The organism is Arsenicibacter rosenii (assembly GCF_001870735.1).
GTDB classification, from domain to species: domain Bacteria; phylum Bacteroidota; class Bacteroidia; order Cytophagales; family Spirosomataceae; genus Arsenicibacter; species Arsenicibacter rosenii.
In genome coordinates, this window is the sequence record NZ_MORL01000231.1 from 1 (window position 1) to 615 (window position 615).

1 protein-coding gene is annotated in these 615 nt (G+C 52.5%); it reads right to left on the reverse strand.

All coding sequences use genetic code 11. The features are described from left to right. Positions 1 to 499 (reverse strand): alpha-L-fucosidase (locus tag BLX24_RS31000; protein WP_177226005.1); only part of this gene is annotated, 499 nt, incomplete at its 3' end. Between the last annotated feature and the right edge of the window lie 116 nt (positions 500 to 615).

Below are 615 nucleotides of genomic sequence, written 5' to 3' on the forward strand. Positions count from 1 at the left end.
GGTCAACAAATACCGCATTTGTTTGCGGGTTACGGCAGTCAGGGTCTTTCCAGTCCCCCACCGAAAAATACCACCCGATGGCTAAGCCTTCCTGATGCGCTGCCTCTGCCAGCTCCTTACAGACATCTCTGCCGAACGGGGTCTGCATGATATTATAGGATATGGTTTTGGTATTCCACAGGCAGAAACCATCGTGGTGTTTGGCCGTCAGTACGATTTGCCGGAAGCCGTTATGTTTGGCCATCCGGACCCATTCCGTTGCATTGAAACGGGTCGGGTTAAAACCCCGGTAGAGGGAATCATAACGAGCTTTTCCATAAGACTGCCTTGACCAGCTTATTTCCTGTCCGATACGGCTAACCGGCCCCCAGTGCACAAACAAACTCAATGGATTGTCGCGCCAGCGTTGCAGGCGACCGTCGTCTTTACCCGGCCCTCCGGCCAGGGTCTGGCTGGTGATCAGCAACGTACAGCAAAGAAGTTTCAGATTAAAACGCATGGCGGTAATGGGTTAAAGTCATTCCGGTAAAGAAAGGTTTCTATCGGGCCCGGCTACTCTGCCCGCAGGCTTTCAACCGGATTAATCATGGCGGCTGTCAGACTTTGACACACAAC